This is a genomic window from Bradyrhizobium sp. HKCCYLS1011 (assembly GCF_051167795.1).
Taxonomy (GTDB): Bacteria; Pseudomonadota; Alphaproteobacteria; order Rhizobiales; family Xanthobacteraceae; genus Bradyrhizobium.
Genome location: NZ_JBNPTT010000003.1, coordinates 414,230 through 435,993, shown reverse-complemented (window position 1 = coordinate 435,993; position 21,764 = coordinate 414,230). Strand labels below are relative to the sequence as shown.

At 64.0% G+C, this 21,764-nt stretch carries 14 protein-coding genes and 1 riboswitch; of the genes, 5 read left to right on the top strand and 9 right to left on the bottom strand.

Translation table 11 applies throughout. The annotated features are described in order from the left end of the window. Positions 1-15 precede the first annotated feature (15 nt). Both ACQR1W_RS10900 and ACQR1W_RS10895 read right to left on the bottom strand, forming a co-directional pair. Positions 16-1,314 carry an MATE family efflux transporter gene (locus tag ACQR1W_RS10900; RefSeq protein ID WP_434851144.1) on the bottom strand — a complete coding sequence of 433 codons (1,299 nt, stop codon included), beginning with the start codon at positions 1,312-1,314 and terminating at the stop codon, positions 16-18. Positions 1,315-1,440: 126 nt separating this feature from the next. After that, complete coding sequence (locus ACQR1W_RS10895) at positions 1,441-2,016, bottom strand: DUF2239 family protein (RefSeq protein WP_434850768.1); 576 nt, start codon at positions 2,014-2,016, stop codon at positions 1,441-1,443. A gap of 183 nt (positions 2,017-2,199) precedes the next feature. Here ACQR1W_RS10895 and ACQR1W_RS10890 point away from each other — a divergent pair, with 183 nt between their 5' ends. Then, on the top strand, positions 2,200-2,865 hold the full coding sequence (locus ACQR1W_RS10890) for a glutathione S-transferase family protein (RefSeq protein WP_008971585.1): 666 nt from the start codon (positions 2,200-2,202) through the stop codon (positions 2,863-2,865). Between the two features lie 43 nt (positions 2,866-2,908). Here the strand turns inward: ACQR1W_RS10890 and ggt are convergent, their stop codons facing one another. Further along, a complete protein-coding gene (ggt, locus tag ACQR1W_RS10885) occupies positions 2,909-4,663 on the bottom strand; it encodes a gamma-glutamyltransferase (RefSeq protein WP_434850767.1) in 1,755 nt (584 codons plus the stop codon). Between the two features lie 101 nt (positions 4,664-4,764). Here ggt and ACQR1W_RS10880 point away from each other — a divergent pair, with 101 nt between their 5' ends. Continuing rightward, positions 4,765-6,168 (top strand): MFS transporter, encoded by a 1,404-nt coding sequence (locus ACQR1W_RS10880; protein ID WP_434850766.1) that lies wholly within the window; start codon positions 4,765-4,767, stop codon positions 6,166-6,168. A gap of 118 nt (positions 6,169-6,286) precedes the next feature. Here ACQR1W_RS10880 and purH read toward each other — a convergent pair whose 3' ends face one another. The 3 genes from purH to ACQR1W_RS10865 all read right to left on the bottom strand — a co-directional run bounded on the left by purH (position 6,287) and on the right by ACQR1W_RS10865 (position 11,369). Continuing rightward, positions 6,287-7,879 (bottom strand): bifunctional phosphoribosylaminoimidazolecarboxamide formyltransferase/IMP cyclohydrolase, encoded by a 1,593-nt coding sequence (gene purH / locus ACQR1W_RS10875; protein ID WP_434850765.1) that lies wholly within the window; start codon positions 7,877-7,879, stop codon positions 6,287-6,289. Positions 7,880-7,917: 38 nt separating this feature from the next. Further along, positions 7,918-7,998: riboswitch (ZMP/ZTP riboswitch) on the bottom strand. 66 nt (positions 7,999-8,064) lie between these two features. Next, positions 8,065-9,756 (bottom strand): heparinase II/III family protein, encoded by a 1,692-nt coding sequence (locus ACQR1W_RS10870; RefSeq protein ID WP_434851143.1) that lies wholly within the window; start codon positions 9,754-9,756, stop codon positions 8,065-8,067. A 263-nt stretch (positions 9,757-10,019) separates the two neighbouring features. Then, entirely contained in the window at positions 10,020-11,369 is a 1,350-nt protein-coding gene (locus ACQR1W_RS10865; protein WP_434850764.1) for an RsmB/NOP family class I SAM-dependent RNA methyltransferase, read from the bottom strand. A 184-nt stretch (positions 11,370-11,553) separates the two neighbouring features. On the opposite strand from ACQR1W_RS10865, the gene ACQR1W_RS10860 reads away from it, so the two are divergent. Continuing rightward, entirely contained in the window at positions 11,554-11,772 is a 219-nt protein-coding gene (locus ACQR1W_RS10860) for a DUF1674 domain-containing protein (protein ID WP_434850763.1), read from the top strand. Between the two features lie 34 nt (positions 11,773-11,806). Here ACQR1W_RS10860 and ACQR1W_RS10855 read toward each other — a convergent pair whose 3' ends face one another. Then, on the bottom strand, positions 11,807-12,319 hold the full coding sequence (locus ACQR1W_RS10855; protein WP_434850762.1) for a L,D-transpeptidase: 513 nt from the start codon (positions 12,317-12,319) through the stop codon (positions 11,807-11,809). Between the two features lie 133 nt (positions 12,320-12,452). Further along, positions 12,453-14,405: an acetate--CoA ligase gene (acs, locus tag ACQR1W_RS10850; RefSeq protein ID WP_434850761.1), complete on the bottom strand. Its 1,953-nt coding sequence runs from the start codon at positions 14,403-14,405 to the stop codon at positions 12,453-12,455. Positions 14,406-14,810: 405 nt separating this feature from the next. Between acs and ACQR1W_RS10845 the strand changes: the two genes are divergently transcribed. Next, positions 14,811-15,989, top strand: coding sequence for a DNA topoisomerase IB (locus tag ACQR1W_RS10845; protein WP_434850760.1), 1,179 nt, complete (start codon positions 14,811-14,813; stop codon positions 15,987-15,989). A gap of 1,054 nt (positions 15,990-17,043) precedes the next feature. On the opposite strand, the gene bamA is transcribed toward ACQR1W_RS10845, so the two are convergent. Further along, a complete protein-coding gene (gene bamA / locus ACQR1W_RS10840) occupies positions 17,044-19,560 on the bottom strand; it encodes an outer membrane protein assembly factor BamA (RefSeq protein WP_434850759.1) in 2,517 nt (838 codons plus the stop codon). 987 nt (positions 19,561-20,547) lie between these two features. Between bamA and ACQR1W_RS10835 the strand changes: the two genes are divergently transcribed. Beyond that, positions 20,548-21,762 (top strand): aminotransferase class I/II-fold pyridoxal phosphate-dependent enzyme, encoded by a 1,215-nt coding sequence (locus ACQR1W_RS10835; RefSeq protein WP_434850758.1) that lies wholly within the window; start codon positions 20,548-20,550, stop codon positions 21,760-21,762. Positions 21,763-21,764 lie beyond the last annotated feature (2 nt).

Sequence of the window (21,764 nt, the reverse complement as noted above, 5' to 3'; positions counted from 1 at the left end):
CCATCTGCGGGCAGGTCAGACCAGACGGGTGATGGTGCGTTTCCGCCAGACGAGAAAATAGAAGCTCATTTGCAGCACGAACATCGCACTGAAGGTGATCGGATACGCCAGCCACACGCCGTCGAGACCCAGCAGGGAGTTCAGCACGACCGCCGACGGGACCTCGATCAGGGCAATGGAGAGCATGGAGATCAACAGCGGCATCCACACAGTGCCGCTAGCGCGCATGGCGGCCGAGAATGCCGTTGCCATTCCGAACAGCACCGAGCTCCACAGCACGATGTGCAGCGAGCGTTGCGCGAGTTCGATCACGGGCGGGTCCGTGATGAAAAAGCCCATCAGCGTGCGTGAAAACAGATAGGCAATGGCGACCAGGCCACCGGTCAGCACCACGTTCATCTCAAGCCCGGTGCGCACGATGCGGCCGATCTCTCCGGCGCTACCGCGGCCGATCGCCTGGGCGCCGAAAATCGAGACCGAAATCGCGATCGAGATCGCCGGAAACTGCACGTAGGCCAGGACCTGATTGACGGCACCGTAGGCCGCGGTCGCGTCCGAGCCGTGACTGTTGACCAGCCCAAGCAACACCATCTCGGCAAGCGACATCACGATCATATTCATGGCAGCAGGAATGCCGAGCCGCAGCACGAGCCGTAGCAGGCTCGGATCCACCGACATTCCGCGCCGGAAACTCGCATCAAAGGCCAGGGGATGCTTGCGCCGCCGCAGACGGGTGTCGAGCCAGATCAGCGTGAGCAAGCTCGAGATCGCGGACGCGCAGGCCGCGCTCGCCACCCCGAGCTGCGGCAGCCCAAACGGGCCGCGGATCAGCATGGGCGTGAGTGCAAGCCCTATGACGGTCGACACCGCTAGCGCGATCAGAGGCGTCATCGTGTCACCGACACCCCGCATCAGGGCCGTGATCAGGATGAAAGTAAAGGTCAGCGGCATTGCGATCATCATGATGCGCGCGTAAGTGACGGCCGCATCGAGAATGTTCGCGGGCGTCGCAAGCGCAACCAACAGCGGCCTCGCGAACAGCCCGCCGAGCACTGCGATCAGCGCCGCGAGCACCAGGGACACGCTCAACGTGGTGCCGGCGATCGTCTTCACCTTGGCGGTTTCGCCCGCGCCCCAGGCCTGCCCGATCAGCACGCCGGCGCCCGCGCCCAGGCCGATGACGAAGGAGATGAAGAAGAACATCGCGGGAAAGAACACCGACACGGCCGCCAGCGCGTCGACGCCGATCATCTGCCCGAGATAGACGTTGTTGATGGTGCCGAACAGCGCCTGCAGGATGTTGCTGAGCATCATCGGCGCGAGAAAGACCAGAAAAGATTTCCGGAGCGAAGGAGGATTCGACACAAAGATATCCTGCAGATGAATTGAAAATGCCACGGTGAAATCAAGTCGGCCGGATCGGCAATCGAGCGTGCAACCTTAGGACGCGAGATCCCGATAAGCGAGAGTGATGGCGTGATCGCGGACATCGGATGGCCAATCCGCGATCAGCTCGCCGAAACGGCGGCGATCGTCAGCAAAGAGAGCGCGGGACGCCTCCTCAAAATGGGGGAAGTTCCCGGCCATGGCCGACATGAAATGATAAGCCGCCTCTCGCGCTTGACGCGCGCGATCCCGGTCGCCATTGGCGCGTCGCGCCTCATCGACCAGCTTGCGCAGAGCCACGGACGCGCCGCCCGGCTGCGCGTTCAGCCATTCCCAATGACGGGGCAGCAAGGTCACCTCCCGGGCAACCACGCCGAGCTTTGGCCGGCCGCGGCCGCGCGGCTCAACGGCTGCGGGCTCGGATGGCTCGACCGACTTCACAGGCAGGCGCGAGGTGATCTCGGCATCGCTGCCGCGAAGATCGAGATCGATCGAACGGCCGGTCCGGTCGTCGAAAATCAGGATCGGCGCGGGCGTCGCTCCAATGCGTTTGACGCTGAGGGCGACCTCGCCGAGCGGACCTGTGGCCAGGCGGCGGGGCCCTTGGAAGGCGGTAAAGGTCTCGTCCATTGGGTGCACCTCGTCTGAAGCACCGTGCTTCTAGATCGGCTAGGCATCTATTTACGCCCGGATAAAATATATGTCAATATTACCCGGGTGATTATTCGACAGAGGATCAGGACAAACCCGATCGTCGAATTGCGCTCCGCCTGCTACGGAGTTGCGACACACCTGAAGGCCGGGGGAATCACGATGCTCATCGTTCACCACCTCAACAATTCCCGTTCGCAGCGCGTGCTGTGGCTGCTCGAAGAGCTCGGCGTGCCCTACGAGATCATCCGCTACGAGCGCCAGCCCGACATGCGGGCACCGAAGGAGCTGCGCGCGATCCATCCCCTTGGGAAGTCGCCGGTCATTACGGACGGGGGCAATACAGTCGCGGAATCCGGCGCGATCATCGAATATCTGGTCGATACCTATGGCGATGGCCGCTTCAGTCCACCGCCGAAGACCCCGGAACGGCTGCGCTATAGCTACTGGATGCATTATGCCGAAGGCTCGGCCATGCCGCTGCTGCTGTTGAAGCTGCTGTTCAACGTGATGCCCAAGCGCGCCCCGGCGCTGCTGCGTCCGCTGGTGCGCAAGGTGGCGAACCAGGCGCTGACAACGCTGGTCAATCCGCAACTCAAGCAGCACATGGCATTCTGGGAAAGCGAGCTGCAGAAGAGCGAGTGGTTCGCCGGCAACGAGTTCACGGCCGCCGACATCCAGATGAGCTTTCCGCTGCAGGCTGCCGCGGCCCGCGGTGGCCTCGAGCAGGGACATCCACGGGCAATGGATTTTCTCACCCGCATCGAGGCGCGCCCGGCCTACCAGCGAGCGCTGGAGAAGGGCGGCCCTTATACGGTGGGCAGGTAGCTCCGCGGCGCTGGGGTGTAAGCCGGCCCGCGGGGCGTCATCGCTACCGGCCGGCAGCGGTTGCGCCGCGGCTCCGGGGATCCGGCGCACCTATCAGCCCGTCGGCCGTCACCAGGATCGAGTTGGCGGAGGTATAGCCGAGCCCCTCCACGACCCGGTGACCTTTCGCCTTCAGTTCCGCCACCACGTCGGCAGGGAAGCCGTACTCCATGCGCACCTCGTCCGGCATCCATTGGTGATGCAAGCGCGGCGCGGCAACAGCAGCGGCGACATCCATGTGATAGTCGAGCACGTCGACAATCACCTGCAGCACGGTCGTGATGATGCGGCTGCCGCCGGGCGAGCCCGTCACCAGCACGGGCTTGCCGTCCTTCAGCACGATGGTCGGCGACATCGATGACAGCGGCCGTTTGCCCGGCCCCGGCAGATTAGCCTCAAACCCCACCAGGCCGAACGCATTGGAAGCGCCGGGCGCTGCGGTGAAATCGTCAAGTTCGTTGTTGAGCAGCACGCCCGTGCCGTCCGCCACGAGGCCGACGCCGTAGGGGAAGTTCAGCGTGTAGGTGTTGCTGACCGCATTGCCGTCATTGTCGACCACCGAGAAATGCGTGGTGTTGCTGCCTTCGCGGAGCGGCGTGACCTTGAGGGCGTCGGCCGGCGTCGCACGATCAGGATCGATGCTGGCGCGCAGCTTCGCGGCATAGTCCTTCGACAGCATCACTGGGACCGGCGCATTGATGAAAGCGGGATCGCCGAGATAGCGGGCGCGATCGGCATAGGCCCGTTTCATCGCCTCGATCAGAACATGCAGGGAGGCCGCCGAACCCTGTTTCAATTGATCGAGCTGAAAACCTTCGAGGATGTTGAGGGTCTCGATCAGGACCGTGCCGCCGGAGGACGACAGCGGCATTGAGGCGATGTCGTAGCCGCGATAGGTCCCTCGGACAGGTTTGCGGATCAGCGGCTGGTAGGATTTCAGATCGTCGGCCGTCATGATGCCGCCGGCGTCCTGCACCCCTTTCGCCAGTTTCTCGGCAACCGTTCCTTCGTAGAAACCACGCGGTCCCTGTTCGGCAAGCGCCGTCAACGTTGCAGCCAGATCGGTCTGGACGAGCTTTTGGCCTTCGTGCAGAGGCGCGCCATCGGCCGTCGCAAAGATCTTGGCCGACGCCGGCCATTTCCGGAGCCGCAAATAATATGTCGGCAGCGTATCTGCGACGTGATCCTCGATCGTGATGCCCTCGCGCGCGAGCACGATGGCAGGATGGACGAGCTGCGCCAGCGTGAATTTGCCCGAGCCATATTTGTCCAACGCAAGCGCCAGGCCCGCGACGGTTCCGGGCACACCGATCGACATCGCTGAATCGCGCGACTTTGCATTGTCAGGCTTGCCGTCAGCGCCGAGGAACATCTCGCGCGTGGCGCTGCCCGGCGCGGTTTCGCGATAGTCGATCGCGATGTCTTCGCCGCGGTCCTTCAGATGGATGACCATGAAACCGCCGCCGCCGATATTGCCAGCAACGGGATAGGTCACCGCCAGCGCGAATCCGGTCGCCACCGCCGCATCGACGGCATTGCCGCCAAGCGCAAGCACGCCCTGGCCGACCCGAGCTGCGATCTTTTCCTGCGCCACCACCATGCCGTGCGCAGGCGGTTCTGCTGGGGCGGTCGCGCCCGGCAGCAGCGGCGCAGGCAGGCTGTAATCCCGAGCATCCAGCGCTGCCGCGGGCACTATCCCCGCGAGGAGCAGGCCGATGCCCGCAAGGACTGTTCGTCGATTGATTGTGAAAGGAATCATCAAAATTCCGCCGCGGCTGACATCCAGTGAACGCCGCGAATGCTATAGGCCCTGAGACCGGGCGCAAAACGCGAGGTCGTGATCGTGAAGGACATTTTGGAATGGCTGTGACCACGATTTCGTCAGGCGAGGATACCGTGCGGCGCGCCTATCCGCCGCGCACCGCCGTCATCAGCTGGATCTTCTTCGATTGGGCCGCACAGCCCTATTTCACACTGATCACAACCTTCGTCTTTGCGCCTTATTTCGCCGCCCATGTCGCACCCAATGCCGCAAGCGGGCAGGCAATGTGGGGCTTTGCCACCGCCGCCGCCGGCATCGTCATCGCAATTCTGTCACCCGTGCTCGGCGCCATCGCCGACGCCACCGGCCGGCGCAAGCCGTGGATCGCGGCCTTTGGCGCCATGCTCGTGGTCGGCTCCGCCCTGATGTGGATCGGCCGGCCGCACGCGCCGGAGCTGATCACGCCGCTCCTGGTCGCTTATGTGATCGCAACGATCGGCGTCGAATTCGCGACCGTGTTCAACAATGCGATGATGCCGACCTTGGTGCCCCCAGAGCGGATCGGACGCCTTTCGGGCACCGGCTGGGCCACCGGCTATATCGGCGGAATCTTTTCCCTCATCCTCGTGCTCGGGTTTCTCGCCGCCAATCCCGACAGCGGCCGGACCCTGTTCGGCTTCACGCCGCTGTTCGGCCTCGATCCGGTCAGCCATCAGGGTGATCGCATCTCGGGCCCCCTCACCGGCATCTGGTTCATCGTCTTCGTGCTGCCGATGTTCCTGTTCACGCCGGATTATCCCGCGCGCCACCGGCTCGGTGCAGCGCTGCGCGAGGGGCTGGCCGAGCTGCGGGAAACGCTGGGTTCGCTGCCGAAGCAGCGTCCGCTCGCGCTGTTCCTGATCGCGAACATGATCTACACCGACGGCCTGGTATCGCTGTTCGCCTTCGGCGGGATCTACGCCGCCGGCACCTTTGGCTGGAACACGATCCAGATCGGCACCTTCGGTATCATCCTGGCGATTGCAGGCACGTTCGGCGGCTGGATGGGCGGCAAGCTCGACGATGCGTTCGGCCCGAAGAGCGTCATCATGGGCAGCATGACGTTGCTGCTCGCGGCCATCGTCGCCATCCTCTCGGTCAGCAAGGATTCGATCTTGTTCATCCCGGTTGCGCCACCCGAGCCGGGCGGCGCGCTGTTCGCATCCGCGCCCGAGCGCGCCTATCTCCTTTTGGGCTGCGTGATCGGCGCCTGCGGGGCGCCGCTGCAGGCGGCGTCGCGTTCGCTTCTGATCCGGATGGCGCCGAAGGAGCGCATCGCGCAATATTTCGGACTGTTCGCACTGACGGGAAAGGTGACGTCGTTCATCGGCCCGCTGCTGATCGGCATCGTGACCGCGGCGACCGCCAGCCAAAAGGCGGGCATGGCGGTCCTGGTGATGTTCTTCGCGATCGGATTGGTGCTGCTGGCGCGGGTGAACCCCGCCGGTCATGCCCGGGCTTGACCCGCCTGCGGGGCCGAAGCCCCTTCGGCGCGGCGGAGGCTCGGGCGTGCATCCCACTTGGCAAGGACTTGATCCGAGACGATGGATTGCCGGGTCAACCCCGGCAAATGACGACGGCTCAATGCCGGAAATGCCTGACGCCGCTGAACACCATTGCGATGCCGTGCTCGTCGGCCGCCTTGATCACCTCGTCGTCCCGCATCGAGCCGCCAGGCTGGATCACGGCGGTCGCACCGGCCTCGATACAGGCGAGCATGCCGTCGGCAAACGGGAAGAAGGCGTCTGAGGCCACGACCGAGCCCTTGGTCAAGGGCTCTGCAAGCTTCAGCTCGCTGGCTGCATCGAGCGCCTTGCGCGCGGCAATGCGCGCGGAGTCGACCCGGCTCATCTGACCTGCGCCGATGCCGACCGTGGCGGAGTCCTTGGCGTAGACGATGGTGTTGGACTTCACGTGCTTGGCGACGCGGAAGGCGAAGCACAGGTCGCGCATTTCAGGCTCGGTCGGCGCGCGCTTGGTGACGACCTTCAGCTGCATATCGTCGACCACGGCATTGTCGCGGCTCTGGACCAGAAGGCCGCCAGCGACCGTCTTCGCGGTCAGTCCAGGCGCGCGCGGATCCGGCAGGCCGCCGGCCAACAGCAATCGCAGATTTTTCCGACCGGCGATGATCGCAATGGCCTCCTCAGTGGCGTCGGGCGCGATGATGACCTCGGTGAAGATGCCGGTGATGGCCCCGGCCGTCTCCGCATCCAGCTTCCGGTTCAGCGCGATGATGCCGCCATAAGCCGAGGTGGAATCGCAGGCCAAAGCCTTTTGATAGGCGCTAACAAGGTCGGAGCCCTCGGCGACACCACACGGATTGGCGTGCTTGACGATGACACAGGCCGCCGTGCGCGCCGGATCGAACTCCGCGATGCATTCATAGGCGGCGTCGGTGTCGTTGATGTTATTGTAGGACAGCTCCTTGCCCTGGAGTTGTCGCGCAGTGGCGACACCGGGTCGGCGGCCGGGCAGAGCGTAGAAGGCGGCGTTTTGATGCGGGTTCTCGCCATAGCGAAGCGCCTGGATCAGCCGCCCGCCAAAGGCTCGATAATCCGGCGCGTCGTTTTGAATCGTAGCGTTGAACCAGTTGGAAATCGCGGCGTCATAGGCGGCCGTCCGCGCATAAGCCTTCGCCGCCAGCTTCCGCCGTAACAGCAGCGTGGTCTGGCCGTCATGCCTGGCGAGATCATCGAGTACCGCCTGATAATCGTTCACATCGACAACGACAGTGACATCGTCGTGGTTCTTGGCCGCTGCGCGGATCATCGCGGGACCGCCAATGTCGATGTTCTCGATGCAGTCGGTGAAGTCGGCGCCCTTCTCGACCGTGGCCTCGAACGGATAGAGATTGACGACCAGAAGATCGATCGGCGCGATGTCGTGCGTCTTCATCGCATGCGCGTGTTCGACATTGTCGCGGATGGCAAGCAGGCCGCCATGCACTTTCGGGTGCAGGGTCTTGACCCGTCCATCCATCATCTCGGGGAAGCCGGTGAGGTCGGAGACGTCGGTCACCTTCAGGCCGGCTGCGGCAATCGCCTTGGCGGTGCCGCCGGTCGAGACCAGCTCGATGCCACGGACGGCAAGCGAGCGGGCAAAATCGACGAGGCCGGACTTGTCGGAAACGGAAATCAGTGCACGGTTAACGCGACGAAGCTGGTTGGTCATGGGCAGAGTCCTCTATTCAGAGAAACTGATCAGGGGGAAGCTGATGCCCAGGCGCACGGCAAACACTCCCGCGCTCCCTGATGGTGCTCCATCCAAAGTCGCCAGTCGCGCGAGAAGCGGCTGATTAGCAGCTTTTGGCCCCGTCGACAACAAGAGGACTCGCCACCCTCAGAGACGACAGACGGCTACAGCGGCAATTCTGGTTCGCGCCGGGCGTTCCGCCGCGCATTGGTCTCGGCCGGCGACGCGGATGAGCGCACGAAGCTCCAGCGGATCGATGCGGCCTGGCGCGCGTCCTGCCGAATCACGATCTGCGTGGTCCGGCGTGGGCCGTCATTGCCGGCCAGGAACACGCTGTCTTCGAGATCAATACGGTCGTCGACGGTCTCGAAGGTCCAGACCTCGCGGTTGGGCAGCACCAGCATCGCACCGCGGCCGTCGCTGAGCCGGCTTGCCTTGACGGCGGGATGCAGGTGGAAACGCAGCGCATAGTCGGAGCCGTTGCCGCGCAGGCGCGCGCCCTGTGCCGGCGTCATCGTATCCTCGCCATCAAGCCGCGATCCGTCGTTGGCAACGACCAGGACGCGGCGATGGACCATTCCGAACTTTGCGGCGTAACCGTTGTGCGAGGTCGACAGCACGGTGCCGTCGGCAACGATTTCGCGAAAATTTTCCACCCGGGTCGGCCCCGATACGATCGGCGCGCCGTGCAGGAGCCGCTTCACCGCCGACATCTCGACGAACTGACAGGATGAGGTGTTGTGATAGGTCAGCGTCGAATGCGCGACAGTGCTGCGGGCAAAGGCCCGCCAGTTGTCGCGACCGTTGGAGGGCATGCCGCAATTGATGACGATGCGACAGATGCCGGACGACAATTCGAAAGCGAGGCAGCCGGCATGGGCATCCTGGCTGAGATGCGGTGGCGGCGGCGGCCCGGTGTCGACGATCACCGTCATGGCGCCCGCATCCAGTCGCTGGAAGCCGGAATGCGGCATGCTTGCCATCGGCGTGCCATGGGTGTCGTCATAGGCCAGGAGCGTTGCCAGCAGATCGGACGGCGTTCCTCCCATGCCGTTGAACAAGGCCATGTTGCCGTCGCCATGGCGAAAGAAGCGCAGCATCGGCATCATGCGGTCGATCGCATTCAAGAGCGCCGGCGGCGGCGCGATGTTGCGGGCGGCAAAGGTCTGCCGCAGCGGCAAGAGATCGATCAAAAGCTCGATCAGCGCGCCGGGGTTGCGCGAGACGTGACCGCCATCGGGCAGTATCTGCCGCTGCAACTCGTCCGACAGTTTGCGACTGGCCGTGCGGATATGCTTGGCTTGATTGGCGAGGCACAAGGCCGCGTAACACAGCGCGATCAGCACCTGCAGCCGCGGCGCCCCGTCCGGGATGTCGATCATCGCATAGCGAAGATAGCGGATCTCGCGGGTCAGGCCCCGCAGGTAGCGGCGATAGAACTTGCCGTCGGAATCGGCGAGCACCAGCGGCGCCTGCGACAGCAGCGAAATCACCCGGCGCGCCTGCACGTCGGCGCGGCGGCTGACCGGGTGCCGGCCGATCTGGTTGGTGATCCAGTCGTCCACCAAGGCGCGGGCATTGGCGCGCGTCAGCGCGGTGTCGGCGGCCCGCAAGTGCCGCAGCCAGCCGAACCCGAGCAGCGCCACTTCCCAATCTTCCGACGGGGGCTCCAGGTCGAAGATCGAGCGGCCGTGGCAGGTGACGATCTTGCCTGCGAATACGAAACGGCCGGCATAGATCTCGGCGGCGCGCGTCGCGTCGGCCGTGCGGAGATCATGCGGCGCGATGATGAGCCGGTCGGCGCGGCCCGGCCACAACCCAGACAGAGACACCGTCAGGCCGCTGACATGCGCCATCAGGCTGCGCGCGAAGCGGCCCAATACCAGCGTCGATATACGTCTCGTCTGAGCGGCGGACACGCCTTGCCTTGAGGTGATGGGAATTCGTCAGCGCAGTCTTACTAAAGCGGAAATGTGGCTGATGCACCATTTTAGGCTCCATCGAAAGCCATGGGTCAGCGCAAAATCTGGTGCAAAATCAGGAATTAACCAATAACCCGATCCTAGCACCCTCACATTGATACCGCCAGTTTGCCGCACGCCTTATTTTACCGCATCGATTAGCTCCGGCGCTGCAGCCGCGCCGCGTAGAAGCCGTCCAGCCCGCCGAGTCGGGGATCCTGATGCGGCAGATGGCAGGGCAAGGTGCGCAGGTCGCCGGCCGGCGTCACGATCTCGCTCAATCCCGCCACCTCACCCGGCATCACCGGAATGCGGCGAAGCTCATCCTCGCTGGCGAGGACACTCTCGATGATCTGCTCGCCTTCTTCCGGCTCCAGCGAACAGGTACAATAGACCAGCGTCCCGCCCGGCTTCAGCAGGCTCACAGCCTTCTGCACCAGGCGTTTCTGCAGGCTGGACAGTGCGGCGATCTCCGCCTCCTGGCGGAGCCAGCCCACATCCGGATGCCGCCGGATCGTGCCGGTGGACGTACAGGGCGCATCGACCAGGATTGCATCGAAGCTGCCATTCGCAGGCTGCCACTCCGCCGCATCGGCGACGACCGGTTCGATCTCGAGCTGCAGCCTGGTCATGTTGTCCTTGAGGCGCGCCATGCGGCCAGCGGACCTGTCGACCGCCGTCACCCTGGCGCCCGCATGCGCGAGCTGAGCGGTCTTGCCGCCCGGCGCGGCGCAGAGGTCGGCGACGCTCTTGCCGGCAACATCGCTAAACAGGCGAGCGGGCAAGGCTGCCGCAGCGTCCTGCACCCACCACTGACCCTCGGCAAAGCCCGGCAGCACCGTCACCGAACCGTGCAGCAGCGTTCTGACCGTCGCGGTCGGCAGCACCTCGCCATGTAGCCGCGCTGCCCATTGTTCCGGTTCCGATTTGACGGTGAGGTCAAGCGAGGGCTCGTGGCCGAGCGCGACCGCAATGTCCTTTGCTGTGGCCTCGCCATAATGGGCGATCCAGCGCTTCAATAGCCAAGGCGCAACGTCGAGCGCCTGGCCTTTCACCTCCTCGACGATGCCTGCGCCTTCGCGGGCACATCGCCGCAACACCGCGTTCACAAGGCCCGCATATTTCGCCGCGCGTCGGTCGGCCTGGACCAGCCGGACGGAGAGATCGACCGCCGCATGATCCGGCACGTCCATCCAAAGAATCTGGGCGGCCCCGATCAGCAACGCGCTCTGCGCCCGCGGCGCATCTGTCGGGATCCCGCGATCCAGCAGACGCGACAGCAAATGGCCAAGCGTGCCCAGCCGGCGCAAGGTGGTGGCCACCAGCCGCCGCATCAACGCGCGATCCCGGTCGGCGAGCTGCTTCAAACCCGGATGCGCGCCGGCTCCGTCCAGCTGGTCATCCAGCGTGCGATGTTTATGTAAAACCCCGTCGACGACATCTGCTGCGATTCGCCGTGCGGCCAGGCCCGGCACTTCGGTTGGGGTCGCAAATCGCGGTGGAGGCATGCTGGCGCGTCACTCGCAGAAGAAGAAGGCAGTTCCGCGACGATCCGGCGCATGCCATGAGAGCTCGGCACCTCTGCCACGGGAATGTGCCAGATATAAGAATCGGCTCCGCATTTTTTAGCCCTGTCGGAGACAATCCGGGCACACGATATGATGAGAGCTGAGCGAATGGTGGAATGGTGTGATGAGCGATGATCTCTCGAAACTGGGGCCGCCGGCCGGCGAGCCTCCGCAGAAGCCGCTGACGCCTGCCGCCCAACGCGCCCTTGCCGAGGCCGAGGAGCGGCGACGGCTGGCCGCCGAGCATGCCAAGGCGATGCCCAGGGAACTGCAAGGTCCCAAGGGGCCGGAGCCGACCCGCTACGGTGATTGGGAGCGCAAAGGGATCGCGTCCGATTTTTGATCCCGGTGCGAGAGCACCTTGTTCCGGCGTCCGGTCAGCGCGTGACCACGACCGTCGCTCCGATCGAGACGCGATCGTAGAGATCGGTGATGTCGGGGTTCAGCATCCGGATGCAACCATAGGACACGAAGCCGCCGACCGAGTTCGGCACGTTGGTACCGTGGATCGCATATTCGCCGCCGGCCAAGGTCATGGCCGCGACGCCCATCGGATTCTGCGGCGAGCCGCCGGGAATCACGTCGGGAATGTTCGGCTTGTCGCGCTTGACTTCAGCAGGCGGCGCCCAGGCGGGATAGCGATATTTGCCGTCGATCGTCGTGGTGCCCGCCCATTGCTTGCCGGCCTTGCCAACACCGACCGGGTAACGCATCGCGTGCTCGCCGTCGAGAACCAGATAGAGATGGCGTTCGTGGGTCCTGATCACGATGGTGCCCGGCGAATATTGGCCGCTCATCCCGACCAGCTCCGGCCGCGCCTCGGCTGCAGCCGTCATTGCAAGTCCTGCCCCGATGGTGACGGCCAGCGTCACCGCAATCCGCTCCAACATCGACTCGCCCCTCTTGCCTCGGTAGCGCCCTCCCACAGGTTGGAAAACTCCTGCGCAAAGTAAATGACTTGAAAACAACACTCGCGCGGAAATTGCCGCGCGAGGCCACACTCGTTAAGGAGCCGCTCGGGCCTTAAGCCTGCTTCTCCTTGCGGTTCTGCCGGTGCGCGACCAGGTCGTCGACCACGGCGGGATCGGCCAGGGTCGAGGTATCCCCGAGCGCACCCGGTTCGTCCTCGGCGATCTTGCGCAGGATGCGGCGCATGATCTTGCCGGAGCGCGTCTTCGGCAGGCTGGGGGCGAACTGGATCTGGTCCGGCGAGGCGATCGGCCCGATCTCCTTGCGCACCCAGGCGACCAGTTCCTTGCGCAACTCCTCGCTCGGCTGCTCGCCGGCCATCAGGGTCACATAGGCGTAGATGCCCTGGCCCTTGATGTCATGGGGATAGCCGACCACGGCGGCCTCCGACACCTTGGCGTGCGCCACCAGCGCGCTCTCGACCTCGGCAGTGCCCATGCGATGGCCGGAGACGTTGATGACATCGTCGACGCGGCCGGTGATCCAGTAATAGCCATCGGCATCGCGCCGGCAGCCGTCGCCGGTGAAGTACTTGCCCTTGTAGGTCGAGAAATAGGTCATCTCGAAGCGGGCGTGGTCGCCATAGACGGTGCGCATCTGGCCCGGCCAGGAGCGGGTCAGACAGAGATTGCCGGTCGCCTCGCCTTCGAGTGTCTTGCCATCGGCATCGACGATCTCCGGCACCACGCCGAAGAACGGCAAGGTCGCCGAGCCCGGCTTCAATTTGATCGCGCCCGGCAGCGGCGTGATCAGGATGCCGCCGGTCTCGGTCTGCCACCAGGTATCGACGATCGGGCAGCGGTCGTCGCCGACCACGCGGTGATACCACTCCCAAGCCTCCGGATTGATCGGCTCGCCAACCGAGCCGAGCAGCCGCAACGAGGCGCGCGAGGTCTTCTTCACCGGCTCGTCGCCGCCCTGCATCAGCGCGCGGATCGCGGTCGGCGCGGTGTAGAAGATGTTGACCTTGTGCTTGTCGATGACATTCCAGAACCGCGAATTGTCGGGATAGTTCGGCACGCCCTCGAACATCAGCGTGGTGGCGCCATTCGCCAGCGGTCCATAGAGAATGTAGCTGTGGCCGGTGACCCAGCCGACGTCGGCCGTGCACCAATAGACGTCACCATCGTGATAATCGAAGACGTATTGATGCGTCATCGAGGCGTAGACCAGATAGCCGCCGGTGGTGTGCAGCACGCCCTTCGGCTGGCCGGTCGAGCCTGACGTATAGAGAATGAACAGCGGGTCCTCGGCATGCATGTGCTCGCACTTGCACTCCGTGGTCACCACCTTTGCGGCCTCGTGGTACCAGAAGTCGCGGCTCGGCTTCATCTCGACATTGCCGCCGGTCCGCTTGACCACGATCACCCAGTCGACACCCTCGACCTTGTTCAGGGCGGCGTCGACGTTGGCCTTCAGCGGCACCTTCCTGCCGCCGCGCAGGCCTTCGTCGGCGGTGATGACGACCTTGGACTGGCAGTCCTGGATACGCTGGGCGAGTGAGTCCGGGGAGAAACCCGCGAACACCACCGAATGGATCGCGCCGATACGGGCGCAGGCCAGCATCGCATAGGCGGCTTCCGGGATCATCGGCAGATAGATCGTGACCCGGTCGCCCTTGCCGACATTGCGGTTGCGCAGGATGTTGGCCATCTTGCAGACTTCGTCGTGCAGCTCGCGATAGGTAATGTGCCGGCTCTGCGAGGGATCGTCGCCCTCCCAGATGATTGCGGTCTGGTCGCCGCGAGTGGCGAGATGCCGATCGATGCAGTTGTAGGCGGCGTTCAGCACGCCATCCTCGAACCATTTGATGGAGATGTGGCCGGGCGCGAACGAGCAATTCTCGATCTTGTGCGGCGGCTTGTACCAGTCGACGCGCCTGGCCTGCTCGGCCCAGAACCCGTTCGGATCGGAGACAGAGCGGGCGTACATCTCGCGGTATTTCGCCTCGTCGACCAAGGCGCGTTTCGCCCACTCGGCAGGCACGTCGTAGATCTTCTCGGACATTTCATCCTCCACACATGCGGCTTGCAGATCGGCGCTGCGCAAGCCGTCGTTGTTCCCACTATGCGTCCGCGTAACCGCGCCCGACAAGCAAAGACAAGTAGAACCTTCGGCGGGGCCGTCGGCCATGCGCCTGATCAAAGAATTGTGCGCGGAGGTTGCGGGCGAGTTGGGCGGATCTGAGGTTCGCGGCCCGCGGCCGCCCCCGACGCTTGCCACTGAATTCGTCAAGGTTACCCCGAATGGCAGCCATGAACGGTAAATTTGAACCGTTCTGCCTAAATTTCTGGACTCGCTATCCGTGCAAGAACCTCCTAGATCGCAAATTGGGTGTGGATAACCCGACCGGAACAAAACCGGCGGCAGGGGCATTAAGCGGATAAAGAGGCGAACAAGGCGTCTAAGGCGATGATGGATCAGCAGAATTTGGATGGGCTCCGGTCCCGTGCCGCCGATCCTGATGTCGCGCTTGCCAAGGCCCTCGGCCAATGGCCGCCGAAGCCGCCGCGCCGCAAACTGACCCTGAAGGATCTTTCCAAGGCCAACGCCGCGGAGAACGCCAAAACTTCGGTCGAGGAGCTGGCCAAACAGCTTGGCCTGAACCTCGGCGACCAGAACGAGCTGACCATCCGCCGGGTCAAGCGCGGCAAGGGATACAGCTTCGTCCGCGCCAACGGCTCGACGGTCCGCGACTCCAGCACCATCCGTCGCCTGCACGCGATGGCGATGCCGCCGGCCTATCGCGACGTCCGCTATTCGCCCGATCCCAACTCGCATCTGCAGGCGGTGGGCATCGATGCCGCCGGCCGGCTGCAATACCGCTACCATGCCGATTGGACCAAGGTGCGCGAGCACCGCAAGGCGCATCGGCTGGCCAAGCTGGTCGGCGCGCTGCCAAAGATCCGCCGCGCCGTGACCAAGCATCTCGCCGGCGACGAGCCGACCCGGGAGTTCGCGCTGGCGTCCGTGATCGAGCTGATCGCGCGCACCGCCATCCGTCCGGGCAATGAATCCTACGCGAAGCTGAACGGCACGCGGGGCGCCACCACGCTGCTCAAGTCCAACGTCATCCTGGAAGAGGGTGGCTTCGTGCTGACCTTCAAGGCCAAGGGCGGCAAGGCCGTGCGCAAGGAATGCGACGCGGCGAAGCTGGTGCGCGCGGTTCGCACGCTGCGCCAGCTGCCGGGCCGGCGCATGTTCCAGTATCGCGACGCCCAAGGCATCGTGCGCGCGGTTTCGACCACCCAAGTCAATGCGTTCCTGCGCGAGATCGCCGGCATCAAGATCTCGCTGAAGGATTTTCGCACGCTGATGGCCTCGGCGGTCGCGCTCGAGACCTTGTCGCGGATCACGCCCGCCTCGAGTGCCCGCGGCCGCAAGAAGCAGGTGCTGGAAGCCGTGCGCGCCGCGGCCGACGAGCTCGCCAACACGCCCGCGATCTGCCGCAAGAGCTATGTGCACGACACCATCGTCACCGCCTTCGAGGACGGCATCCTTGAGCGCTTCGCCGCGACGTTGAAAGGCCAGCGCTCGCAGAGCCGGCGCGAGCAGCTGCTGGCGCAGGTGGTGGTGGCGGCCGCGGCGTAATCGGCCGTCAGGATCGCAACGCATCCGCCGCAAGCTTGGTGGCGTCCCCGCGCAGGCAGGGACCTTTCTTTTTGCTGCAGCTTTGCCGCAAGTCGTGAGAGCCGATCGCTCGTCAAATCTCCGGCGTCGTCCCCGCGAACGCGGGGACCCATACCGCGTGATTTCCGAAATAGGCTTGCCGCGAGTACAGCGCACACAACTGAGTTCTGTGGTTATGGGTCCGGGGTCGCGCTTCGCTTGCCCGGGACGACACCTGTGAGTGGCTTGCGCAACGTTGCATCCCATAAGTAGCTCGAACGCGTACAATCTCGTTCTCGCGGTACGAGCTGCACCCGAGTTGTTCAAGAATTTCACCCTCCCGAAATACAGAGGGCGCAGGGAAGGCCGGGAGCTTGCCGCCCCCATGGCCCGCCTGCGGAAAAAATGCAGGCGGCAGGTACCACAGGTTTGGCCAAGACATCCCGGCCTTCCCTGCGCGATGGTCTTAACGGCTGCTTCGCGTTCTCCCCGGTGCGCCGGGCTTTCTGGCCACCGTTACTCGCGCGACGCGTGAACGTCGTCGCAAGCGTAATCCTAGCGTCGGAGGATCAGGACCGCGCGACTTGACCGTGCGTGACTACGCCGTTCGTCCGCGAACTAACAGCTCGCTGCGACGCGCTCACGCCCACCGCATCTCACCGCCTACGTCCGTGACGACCGCGATACGCCCCTCATGTGGCGGCGAGACGGGCCGAATGATCGTTGTGATTTGCCCGACATGGCAAGGCCGCACGCCTGCGGCAAACTAACACGACGGGCAATCTGCGCATGACGTGTATGCGAGCCGCAAATATCTCCGTCATCATTCCGGAGCATCGCAAAGCGATGAGCCCGGAATCCATAGCCACAGGCCGGAGTTTGTTGCCCTAACGTCTGCTATCCAGCCGTATCACATCGGCCTGTGGCTATGGATCCCGGGTTCGTGCTTCGCACGCCCCGGGATGACAACGGAGAGAACTACGAGCAGTCCGCCCAGATGCTCAACGGGCACTGCGGATCGACGAGTCAACTAGCCTCAGAACGACGTGCCGCCGCCGAACCGGAACTCCTGCACGATGTCGTATTTGCCCTTGGTCAGCGGCACTGCGTAGTCGAAGCGCAGCGGGCCGAAGGGGGAGGCCCAGATCAGGCCGACGCCGACGGAGGTGCGCACCACTTTGCTGTCGTCGTATTGCAGGCCGCATTTGCAGGCGGCCGAATTGACCTCGCCGGTGGCGGCCCAGGAGGTCGGGCCCTGATAGCCCCAGAGTGAGCCGGCATCGGCATAGACCGCGCCCTTTAGGCCCACTTCTTTCGGCAGGAACCAGAACGGCATCTGCAGCTCGGCTGAGGCGCCCCAATATTTGGTGCCGCCAAGCGAATCGCCGGTGGCGCCGAAATTGATATAGGTCATGTCACGCGGCCCGATGCCGTTGGAGGCGAAGCCGCGCACCAGGTTCGCGCCCATCTGGAAATGGTCGAGCATGCGCAGGTCCTTGTCGCCGACCTTGTTCAGGATGCCGCCCTGCAGATGGATCAGGCCGACGATCTCCGAGACCAGCGGCGTGAAGTATTTCGCATCGACCGCCGTCTTGAGATAGCTGACATTGCCGCCGACGCCGGCGAGATCCTGCTTCCAGTCGACCATCAGACCGTCGGTCGGGTTCTTGTTGTTGTCGAGCGTGTTGTAGGAGAGCGTGTAGCCGATCGCCGAGGTCAGCGCCGCGCCATCGGAGAGCTCCTTGCGGACCGGCAGGGTGGATTCGCCGTCGGCGAAACAACCCCAGCCATAATAGCCGGAGCTGGTCGAATTGGTCGGATCGACCCCGCCGAGCACGTTGGCGATATAGGCCGGCGTTGGGTTGAAGGCGAGCAGGGTGTTGTTCGGATTGTTGTTGCAGTTCTGATAGTACGACGGCAGCGAGATTTCCTGGCGATACAGCGAATAGCGCAGCTGTAGCGAGAGATCCTCGCGCAGCTGGAAGCCGAGCCGCGGGCTGAAGCCGATCGTGGTGACGCCGTAGCTGGTATAGCTGTTGGCGAGCTGCTGCTTGTAGTACACGTCGAGACCCAGGGCGATCCGGTAGTCGAGCAGATAGGGCTCGACGAAGGACAGCGACACGCCGCGGCTGTATTGGCCATAAGAGACCGACGCCTTGGCGAACAGGCCGCGGCCAAGGAAGTTGCGCTCGGAAATCGAAACCTCGGCCAGCGCGCCATCCGTGGTCGAATAGCCGCCCGAGACCGAGAAGTCGCCGGTCGATTTCTCCTCAAGATCGACCACCAGGATCACGCGATCGCTGGACGAGCCCGGCTCGGTCGTAATCTTGACGTTCTTGAAGAAGTCCAGATTCTTCAGCCGCCGCTCGGCGCGGTCGACCAGCGCGCGGTTATAGGCATCGCCTTCCGCGATGTCGAACTCGCGCCGGATCACATAATCCCGCGTGCGGGTGTTGCCGCGAATGGTGATGCGCTCGATATAGGTGCGCGGCCCTTCGTCGACCGTGAACACGATCGACACGGTGTGCGCCTCGAAATTGCGGTCGCCACGCGGACGCACCACGGCAAAGGCGAAGCCGCGTCGCGAGGCCTCGATCTGCATCTCCTCGACCGATTTCTCGACCTGCTCGACATTATAGAGCGAGCCGATGCTGACGCGCGACAGGCTGCGCAGCGAGTTGCCGTCGAGCGCGGCAATCGAGGACTGAAACTGAACCGAGCCGACCCGGTATTGCTGACCCTCGTCGATCTTGAAGCTGACCAGGAACCCCTTCTGCTCCGGGTCATACTCGGTCAGCGCAGCCACCACCTGCACGTCGGCATAGCCGTTCTTCAAATAGAAGCGGCGGATCAGGTCACGGTCGGCCTCGACGCGGTCCGGATCATAGATGTCGTTGCCGCCAAGGAAGCTGAGCCAGTTGGTCTCGTGAGTCTTGATCACGTCGCGCAGCCGTGCCGCGGAGAACGCATTGTTGCCGACGAAGTTGACCGACTTGACGGCGGTCTTGCCGCCCTCCTCGATCGTGAACACCAGATCGACCCGATTGTTCGGCTGCTCGATAATTTCAGGCGTGACGCGCACGTCGTAACGGCCGGAATGGCGGTAGATCTCGGAGATGCGCTGTGCGTCCGACTGCACCATCGGCCGTGAGAAGGTGCCGCGCGGCTTCGACTGCACCTCGGCCGAGAGCTGCTCGTCCTTGATCTTCTTGTTGCCCTCGAAGGCGACGCGGCCGATCACCGCGTTCTCGACCACGCTGACAACGAGATGGCCGCCCTGGCGATTGATCTTCACGTCCTGGAACAGGCCGGTTTCGATCAGCGCCTTCAGGCCGTCGTCGACCTGGCCGGCATCAAGCGTTCCGTTCGGTCCCGCCTTGAAATAGGAACGAATGGTCTCGGCCTCGACGCGCCGGTTGCCCTCCACCGTGATCGAGGCCACGGTCTGCGCTGCGGCGGGCCCGGAGGCTGCGATTGCTGCGAGCGGTGCAACCACCGGCATGGCGAACATGATCAGGGCGAGCACGCCCCCCCGCAGTGTCAGACCAGTCATCGAGGCTCTTTCGCATTCTCAATCCGTGAGCGGATGCGACGCGATCTGCGCCGGCACACGCCTTCGGAATCGGTGATGCAATGGAAAGATGGTCAGTATGCGCCGAGTTGATTTCGCGAAATTTCGGATGATACCGAGCGTGACTAAGTGTTTCTCATCAGAAACCTTCGGCAGGCGAGAACGGCGCCGGCTTGTAGATGTGTCGGTGGCGGCCCGCACAAACCTGCGGCACATCGCCGGAGACATCTCGATTAAGCAATTAGACCCGGCTCGGCGCATTTGCAGGCTTTGGAAATCAATCTCTATAAATCTTAGAATGCCGGCAACACGCCGGAAAAACTGTGGTGCTAGGGTCTCGTCATCCGAACTAGCGCCCCCAAGTAGTTCGGGTAGGCCCGGTGCGCACTGATTCCCATTCATTCCGGCGCACCGGGCCGCCGTTTATTCAACGATTGCCGACGCTAGCGACACGGGCCTTCCGTCCTGCTGATAGGACTATAAGCGCAGGCGCGGTTTCTTATTCACGTGCACGACGCCGAGCAGCTGACCACGCTCGTGCTTCAGTCGAACGTATTTCGCCGCGGAGCACGTGATTGCAACCGCTCTCTCCTCGAGTGACGGCGAGCTCCCTCTCCCCGTTCTTACGGGGCCGCGACGAGCGGGGGCGAGGTGAGCACGGTGCGTGCGGCTAGCGATGTGCCCACACTTGCCGTCCACGAGATGAATACGGGGCCAGCCCGACATGTGACGTCCGAGGCACGATCCAAGATTTTTGCCGCGAGAGCCGGCGCCTTCCGTTCAGCCGCCGTCACAATGTCGGCCGCTGTTGCGAAAAAACCTCTGGATCGGACCGGCAAAAGCGAGCAAAACCACGGTTGGCTCCGATGGTTAATCGCGTCTTAACCTCGCCTTATCTATGGTGATTCCATCCGCTCCAATAGTGAACGGGGGCGATCGGCGGCTTCAACAGTATTGGCGCGTTGACGTATGGCAATGACCGCTTCATCCCCCGCGCCCGTGGGCGCCGGCCATTCGGAGAGCGAACGCTCGCCGTTTGTGCGGCTGACCGAACTCCTATCGCCCTATAGTCCGGGCAAGCCTTTGATTACGCTCGCTGTCGGTGAGCCGCAGCATCCGGTTCCGGATTTTGTCGGCCCGGTGCTGGCGCAGCATATCGCAGCCTTCGGCCGCTACCCGGCCGCCAAGGGCATCGAGCCGTTCCGCCGGGCCGCTTCGCAATGGCTGTCGCGCCGCTTTGTGCTGCCGCGGCCGCTTGATCCCGAGAGCGAAGTCCTGGTGCTCAACGGCAGCCGCGAAGGTCTGTTCTTCGCCGCTCACGCCGCGCTTCGCCATGTCGGCCCGCGCCGCGGCCGGCCGGCGATCCTGATGCCGAATCCGTTCTACCCGGTCTATGGCGTCGGCGCGCGCACCGCGGGCTGCGAGCCGATCTATCTGCCGACCACGCCCGAGACCGGATTCCTGCCGGACCTCGATGCGCTCGATGACGCCGTGCTTGCGCGCACCGTGGCGTTCTACATCGCCTCGCCCGCCAATCCGCAAGGCGCGGTGGCGACACCGGATTACTTCCGCAAGCTGAAACGGCTCGCCGATCGCTTCGGCTTCATGATCTTCAGCGACGAATGCTATTCGGAGATCTATACGCTGACGGCGCCGGGCAGCGTGCTCGAACAGGCCGGCCCTGATTACAGCAACGTGATCGCCTTCCAGTCGCTGTCGAAGCGCTCCAACGTGCCGGGCATGCGGATCGGCTTCGCTGCCGGCGACAAGCGCTTTCTCGGCGTCTTTCACGAGTTGCGCAATGTCGCGGCGCCCCAGGTGCCGGTGCCGCTGCAGCATGTCGCGGTCGCAGCCTATGGCGACGAGGCGCATGTCGAGGAGAACCGCCGGCTGTATCGCCTCAAGTTCGATCTCGCCGATCAGATTCTCGGCAACCGTTATGGCTACAAGCGTCCGGCCGGCGGCTTCTGTGTCTGGCTGGATGTCTCCGATCGCGGTGGCGATATCACCTCGGCGGTGAAACTCTATCGCGACGCCGGAGTTCGGGTCGTGCCCGGCAGCTATCTGGCGCAGCCGCAGGCCGATGGTTTCAACCCTGGCAACGGCTATATCCGGCTGGCGCTGGTGGCCGACAGCGAATCCACCGGCGAGGCCTTGCACCGGCTGGTCGAGGTTCTGGGTTAGGT

Bases quoted from the DNA above. Each gene is read 5' to 3' on its own strand.
- ACQR1W_RS10865 (WP_434850764.1), bottom strand. From the start codon at position 11,369: ATGCCTCCACCGCGATTTGCGACCCCAACCGAAGTGCCGGGCCTGGCC.
- ACQR1W_RS10855 (WP_434850762.1), bottom strand. From the start codon at position 12,319: ATGTTGGAGCGGATTGCGGTGACGCTGGCCGTCACCATCGGGGCAGGA.
- acs (WP_434850761.1), bottom strand. From the start codon at position 14,405: ATGTCCGAGAAGATCTACGACGTGCCTGCCGAGTGGGCGAAACGCGCC.
- bamA (WP_434850759.1), bottom strand. From the start codon at position 19,560: ATGACTGGTCTGACACTGCGGGGGGGCGTGCTCGCCCTGATCATGTTC.
- ACQR1W_RS10860 (WP_434850763.1), top strand. From the start codon at position 11,554: ATGAGCGATGATCTCTCGAAACTGGGGCCGCCGGCCGGCGAGCCTCCG.
- ACQR1W_RS10895 (WP_434850768.1), bottom strand. From the start codon at position 2,016: ATGGACGAGACCTTTACCGCCTTCCAAGGGCCCCGCCGCCTGGCCACA.
- ACQR1W_RS10870 (WP_434851143.1), bottom strand. From the start codon at position 9,756: ATGGCGCATGTCAGCGGCCTGACGGTGTCTCTGTCTGGGTTGTGGCCG.
- purH (WP_434850765.1), bottom strand. From the start codon at position 7,879: ATGACCAACCAGCTTCGTCGCGTTAACCGTGCACTGATTTCCGTTTCC.
- ACQR1W_RS10835 (WP_434850758.1), top strand. From the start codon at position 20,548: ATGGCAATGACCGCTTCATCCCCCGCGCCCGTGGGCGCCGGCCATTCG.
- ggt (WP_434850767.1), bottom strand. From the start codon at position 4,663: ATGATTCCTTTCACAATCAATCGACGAACAGTCCTTGCGGGCATCGGC.
- ACQR1W_RS10900 (WP_434851144.1), bottom strand. From the start codon at position 1,314: ATGATGCTCAGCAACATCCTGCAGGCGCTGTTCGGCACCATCAACAAC.
- ACQR1W_RS10880 (WP_434850766.1), top strand. From the start codon at position 4,765: ATGGCTGTGACCACGATTTCGTCAGGCGAGGATACCGTGCGGCGCGCC.
- ACQR1W_RS10845 (WP_434850760.1), top strand. From the start codon at position 14,811: ATGATGGATCAGCAGAATTTGGATGGGCTCCGGTCCCGTGCCGCCGAT.
- ACQR1W_RS10890 (WP_008971585.1), top strand. From the start codon at position 2,200: ATGCTCATCGTTCACCACCTCAACAATTCCCGTTCGCAGCGCGTGCTG.